5 protein-coding genes are annotated in these 5236 nt (G+C 72.6%); all 5 read right to left on the bottom strand.

The annotated features are described in order from the left end of the window. Positions 1 to 109 precede the first annotated feature (109 nt). From ACRYR7_RS24095 to ACRYR7_RS24075, 5 genes are read right to left on the bottom strand one after another with little or no spacing between them, the layout of a single operon-like run. Positions 110 to 964 (bottom strand): sugar phosphate isomerase/epimerase family protein, encoded by an 855-nt coding sequence (locus ACRYR7_RS24095; protein WP_432574818.1) that lies wholly within the window; start codon positions 962 to 964, stop codon positions 110 to 112. 11 nt (positions 965 to 975) lie between these two features. Continuing rightward, the gene (locus ACRYR7_RS24090) at positions 976 to 2022 is read right to left on the bottom strand and encodes a Gfo/Idh/MocA family protein (protein ID WP_432574817.1); all 1047 of its coding nucleotides are present in this window, start codon (positions 2020 to 2022) and stop codon (positions 976 to 978) included. An 8-nt stretch (positions 2023 to 2030) separates the two neighbouring features. Next, positions 2031 to 2906, bottom strand: a complete 876-nt coding sequence (locus ACRYR7_RS24085) for an ATP-binding cassette domain-containing protein (RefSeq protein ID WP_432574816.1) — start codon at positions 2904 to 2906, stop codon at positions 2031 to 2033. Positions 2907 to 2911: 5 nt separating this feature from the next. Next, the gene (locus ACRYR7_RS24080) at positions 2912 to 3982 is read right to left on the bottom strand and encodes an ABC transporter permease (protein WP_432574815.1); all 1071 of its coding nucleotides are present in this window, start codon (positions 3980 to 3982) and stop codon (positions 2912 to 2914) included. Positions 3983 to 3989: 7 nt separating this feature from the next. Continuing rightward, positions 3990 to 4988 carry a sugar ABC transporter substrate-binding protein gene (locus ACRYR7_RS24075; protein WP_432574814.1) on the bottom strand — a complete coding sequence of 333 codons (999 nt, stop codon included), beginning with the start codon at positions 4986 to 4988 and terminating at the stop codon, positions 3990 to 3992. Positions 4989 to 5236 lie beyond the last annotated feature (248 nt).

Raw genomic sequence — 5236 nt, 5'->3', positions numbered from 1 at the left:
TTTTTTATTATTATTAGAGAGCGGGGGCGCCGCCGCCCCCCCCCCGACGGGGGGGGGGGGGGGCGCCCCCCCCCTCCCCCCCCTCCCGCTCACCGGTCCCCCGGCCGCCTCACCAGCGGTCGACGAGCTCCTGGATCCGCTTGCGCATGGTGCGGCTGGACTCCTCGCGCCGCTCCTCCCAGGCGAAGACGCTGGAGCACAGCGCCCCGTCGAAGCCGACCTCGCCCAGGGCGGCGAAGATGCCGTCGAAGTCGACCTCGCCCTCGCCGATGTCCAGGTGCTGGTGCACCCGGGCGGTGGAGCCCGGCGGGTTGACGATGTAGCGCAGCCCGGAGGAGCCGCGCGGGTCGAAGGAATCGGCCACGTGCACGTGGCGCACCAGGTCCCCGGCGTAGCGGATGATGCCGGGGCCGTCGCCGCCCTGGTGGAAGGTGTGCGGGGTGCAGTAGACGAACCCCACCCAGGGCTTGTCCAGGCCGCGGACGAGGTCCACGGCGCGGAAGCCGTCCTCGACGAAGTCGTCCGGGTGCGGCTCCAGGCGCAGCTCGATCCCGTTCGCCTCGAAGACGGGGGCCAGCTCCTCGAAGGAGTCGAGGAAGCGGGCCTCGCTGGCCTCCGGCAGCTCGGGACGGCCGTTGAACTCCGACTGCACGACGGGCACGCCGAGCTCGGTGGTCACCTCCACGATGCGCTTGACGTTGCGCACGGCCTGCCTGCGCTCGTCCTCGCCGGGGCCGGACCAGCGCTGCACGAACTGGGTGGAGCAGATCCCCACGCCGGCGGCGTCCAGCGCCTTGCGGAACTTCCGCACGGTGGCGAGGTCGACGCGCGGGTGGCGGAAGAACGGGATGAAGTCCTCGCGCGGCGACAGCTCGATCCACTCGTACCCCAGCTCGGCCACCACGCCGGGCAGCTCGAGCAGCGGGACGTCGCGGAACATGTAGGTGTCCAGGGCGATCTGCACGGTCGTCCCCCTCAGCCGCGGGCGCCGAGGTCGACCTCGACGCGCCGTCCGGTGCGGAAGCTCTCCACGCCGGCGGCGCAGACGGCGGCGGCGGCGTAGCCGTCCCACACGCCCGGCCCGTCGACCCCGGCGCCGGAGCGCACGGCGTCGACCCAGCGCTGGAACTCGGTGTCGTAGGCGGCGCCGAAGCGCTCCTTGAAGTCCTTGGTGATGCTGCCGCCGTAGCCGGCCGGGGTGTGCTTGACCAGGCCGATCCCGTGGCCGATGGAGGCGCTGCCGCGCTCGGCGACGAGCTCGGCGCGCACCTCGTAGCCGAACGTGGTGTTGACGAAGATCTCCACGTCGACGAGGACGCCGCTCTCGGTCTCCATGAGGACGAACTGCGGGTCCTGCAGGCCCTCGGGGGCGTTCGCGGTCACCCGCGGGCGCAGGACGGTCACCGCGGTGATCTCCTCGCCGAGCAGGTAGCGGGTGGAGTCGACCTCGTGGACCACCGAGTCGAGCATCAGCATCTCGGAGGAGAAGTTCGGCGGGGTGCTGGCGTTGCGGTGCGCGCAGTGCAGGAACAGCGGCCGCCCCAGCTCCTGCGAGGCGATGAGCGCGCGCAGCTGCTCGTGCTCGGCGTCGAAGCGGCGCATGAAACCGACCTGCACGAGCTGCCGGCCCAGGGCGCACTCGGCCTCGACGACCTTCCGGGAGGTCTCCGGGGAGGTCGTCAGCGGCTTCTCGCACAGGGTCGGCTTGCCGGCCGCCAGGGCCTTGAGCACGAGGTCCTCGTGGGTGAAGCCGGGGGTGGCGATGACGACGGCGTCGACCTCGGGGTCCTCGATCGCGGCGGCCGGGTCGTGCACGGCGCGCACGCCGAACTCGGCGGCCACGGCGTCGGTGCGGGCGGCGTCCACGTCGCTGACCGCCACCAGCTCGGCCCCCTTGGTGAGGGTGGCCAGGCGGCGGGCGTGGTCCTGGCCCATCATCCCGACGCCGAGCACGGCGACGCGCAGGTCTCGGTCGTAGCCCTGGCGAGCGGTGTGCCGGGTTTCTTGCGTCGCCGTGCTCATCGGTGTTCTTACCTCTCGGTCTCTCGGTGCGCCGCCGGTGCGGCGGCGGGTTCGGGGGTCTGGCCGGGCGCGGAGAGCTCGTGGCTGAGGGCCTCCAGCTCCGAACCGCCGGCCATCTCGTTGGTCAGCTCCTCCAGCGTGATGTCCGCCCGCGCCCGGTCCAGGGACACGTTGCCGCGGTTGAGGATCACGAAGTGGTTGCCCACCAGGTACGCGTGGTGCGGGTTGTGGGTGATGAAGATGACGCCCAGGCCCGCGTCGCGGGCCTTGGCCACGTACTTCAGGACCACGCCGGACTGCTTCACGCCCAGCGCCGCGGTCGGCTCGTCCAGGATGAGGACCTTGGCGCCGAAGTGGATGGCGCGGGCGATCGCGATGCACTGGCGCTGCCCGCCGGACAGCGCCCCGACGGGGCGCTCCAGGTCGGGCACGCTGATGCCCATCTTCGTCAGCTCCTGGTCCGCCACGGCGATCATGCGCCCCACGTCCAGGCGCTTGAAGGGGCCGAAGCCGGTGGTCAGCTCCGCGCCGAGGAAGAAGTTGCGCCAGATCGACATCAGCGGCACCAGCGCGAGGTCCTGGTAGACGGTGGCGATGCCGCGCTCGAGGGACTCGCGCGGGGAGGAGAAGCGGACCTCCTCCCCGCCCACGAGCAGCTCGCCGGAGGTGTGCTGGTGCAGCCCGGCGATGATCTTGATGAGGGTGGACTTGCCGGCGCCGTTGTCACCGAGCACGCAGGTGATCTCGCCCTGCCGCACCGACAGCGACACGCCGCGCAGGGCGTGGACGTTGCCGTAGCTCTTGCCCACGTCCCTCAGGCGCAGGATCTCGCTGGTCGGGCCCTGCCCGGTGCCCGGGTCCTGGCCGAGGTTCGGCTCGGTCATCGCGCTCACCTCTTCGCGGCCTGGTTCTTGACGACCAGGTTGACGATCGTGGCCAGCAGGAGCATCACGCCCAGGAACAGCTTGAACCAGTTCGCGTCCCAGCCGGCGTAGACGATGCCCAGGCTCGTCATGCCGAAGATCAGGGCGCCGATGGCCGAGCCGATCGCCGAGCCGTACCCGCCGGTGAGCAGGCACCCGCCGACCACGGCGGCGATGATGTAGATGAACTCCTGGCCCACCCCGCCGCCGGACTGGATGGCGTCGAAGCTGAACAGCTGGTGCATGCCGACGAACCAGCCGCAGAACCCCACCGCCATGAACAGGGCGATCTTCGTGCGGCGCACCGGCACGCCGACGGCGCGGGCGGCCTTGTCGTCCCCGCCCACGGCGAAGATCCAGTTGCCGGCCCGGGTGCGCAGCAGCACCCAGGTGGCCACGGCCACGAAGAGCAGCCACCACAGCACGGTGATCCTGATCCCGACGCCGCCGACCTGGACCGTGGAGGCGAACACCGCCCGCGCCGAGGCGAAGCCGTCCATGTCGGCCACCGAGTCCGAGGAGACCCCGCCGGTGAGCAGCTTGGTCACCCCGAGGTTGATGCCCTGGAGCATGAAGAAGGTGCCCAGGGTGATCAGGAAGCTGGGCAGGCCGGTGCGCATGAGCAGCCAGCCGTTGAACGCCCCGATCGCCAGGGCCAGCAGCAGGGAGACCACCACCCCCACCCACAGGTTCAGGCGCAGCTGGTAGGCGAAGGTGGAGGCGGCCAGCGCCGAGGTGGTCACCACCACGCCGGCGGACAGGTCGAACTCCCCGCCGATCATCAGCAGCGCGACCGCCACGGCCATGATGCCGATGGTGGAGCCGGCGTAGGCCACGGTGGCCAGCGCCGAGGGCTGGCGGAAGGTGGGCGCCACCGCCAGGAAGAGGGCGAAGACCGCCACGGCGCCGATGAGCGAGCCGATCTCCGGGCGCGAGAGCAGCCGGGAGGTCAGCGAGCGGGTGGCGACCCGGTCGTCGCCCGCCCGCAGCGCGGGCGAGGCGCTGGGGGTGCCGGGGGTGGTCACGGAGGTGCTCACGGGCGCCTCACCTCGTCCCGCCGGCCGCGAACTCGGCGACGCGGTCGACGTTGGTGGAGTCGATGAACGCCGGGCCGGTCAGCGTGGCCTGCCCGCCGCCGATGGTGTTGCCGTTGGTGGCGTACAGCCACAGGGAGTCCACCGCCAGGTAGCCCTGCAGGTAGGGCTGCTGGTCCACCGCCCACTCCACGTCGCCGGACTGGATGGCGCCGATGAGGTCCTTGTTGGTGTCGAAGGTGGCCACCTTCGCGCTGGAGCCGGCGGCCCGCACCGACTGCACCGCGGTGAGCGCGAACGGGGCGCCCAGGGTGACGACGCGGTCGATGCTCGGGTCCTGCTGCAGCTTGGAGGTGATGGCCTGCTCCACCGAGGGCATGTCGGTGCCGGTGACGTACAGGACCTCGCTGGTGCCGCCGAAGGTGGTGTCCACGCCGCGGCAGCGCGCTTCCAGGCCCACGTGCCCCTGCTCCTGGATGACGCACAGCTCGTGCTGGGCGCCCTCCTCGGTCAGCCGGGTGCCGGCGGCCTCGCCGGCCAGCTCCTCGTCCTGGCCGAAGTAGCTCACCGCCCCGGCGGACTGCCACTCCTCGAAGCCGCCGTTGAAGGCGACCACGGGGATGCCCGCCTCCCGGGCCCGCTGCACCACGGGGGTCAGCGCGTCGGCCTTGGCCAGGGTGACGGCGATGCCGTCCACGCCGGAGTCGATGGCGCTCTGGACGAGGTTGACCTGGTCGCCGGCCTCGGGGGCGCCCTGGTAGTTCAGCTCCACGTTGTCCTTGGCCGCGGCGGCCTCGGCCCCGGAGCGCACGATGTCCCAGAAGGTGTCCCCCGGGGCGGCGTGGGTGACCACGGCGATCTCCAGGCGCGGGGTGTCGGCCACCCCGGCGGCCGCGCCACCGCCGCCGTCGTCGGCGGGTCGGCCACCGGAGGAGCTGCAGCCGGCGATCGTCAGCGCGGTGACGGCCGCGAGCACGGCGGCGGCGGACCTGCGCGAGTGGATCCTCATCGATCCGTTCCCTTCTGCCCGGGCACGGCTCGCCCGGTCCGGTGGAGCCCGCTGCCTGCCAGCGGGGCGGTGCGTCGGTGCGGGTGGTGCGGGTGGTGCGCGGCGGCGGGGTGCCGCCGGCCCCGGGTCGGGGCCGGCGGCGCCGCCCCCCGCCCCCCCCCCCCCACCGCCGTGGTGTTCCAGGAGCCGCGCCTGCTGCCCTGGCGCGACCTGGCCGGCAACGTCGCCCTGGGCCTGCCGCCGGGGAC

Source organism: Kineococcus gurbantunggutensis (assembly GCF_050871925.1).
Classification (GTDB): Bacteria; Actinomycetota; Actinomycetes; order Actinomycetales; family Kineococcaceae; genus Kineococcus.
This window is presented reverse-complemented; position numbering and strand designations above follow the sequence as displayed.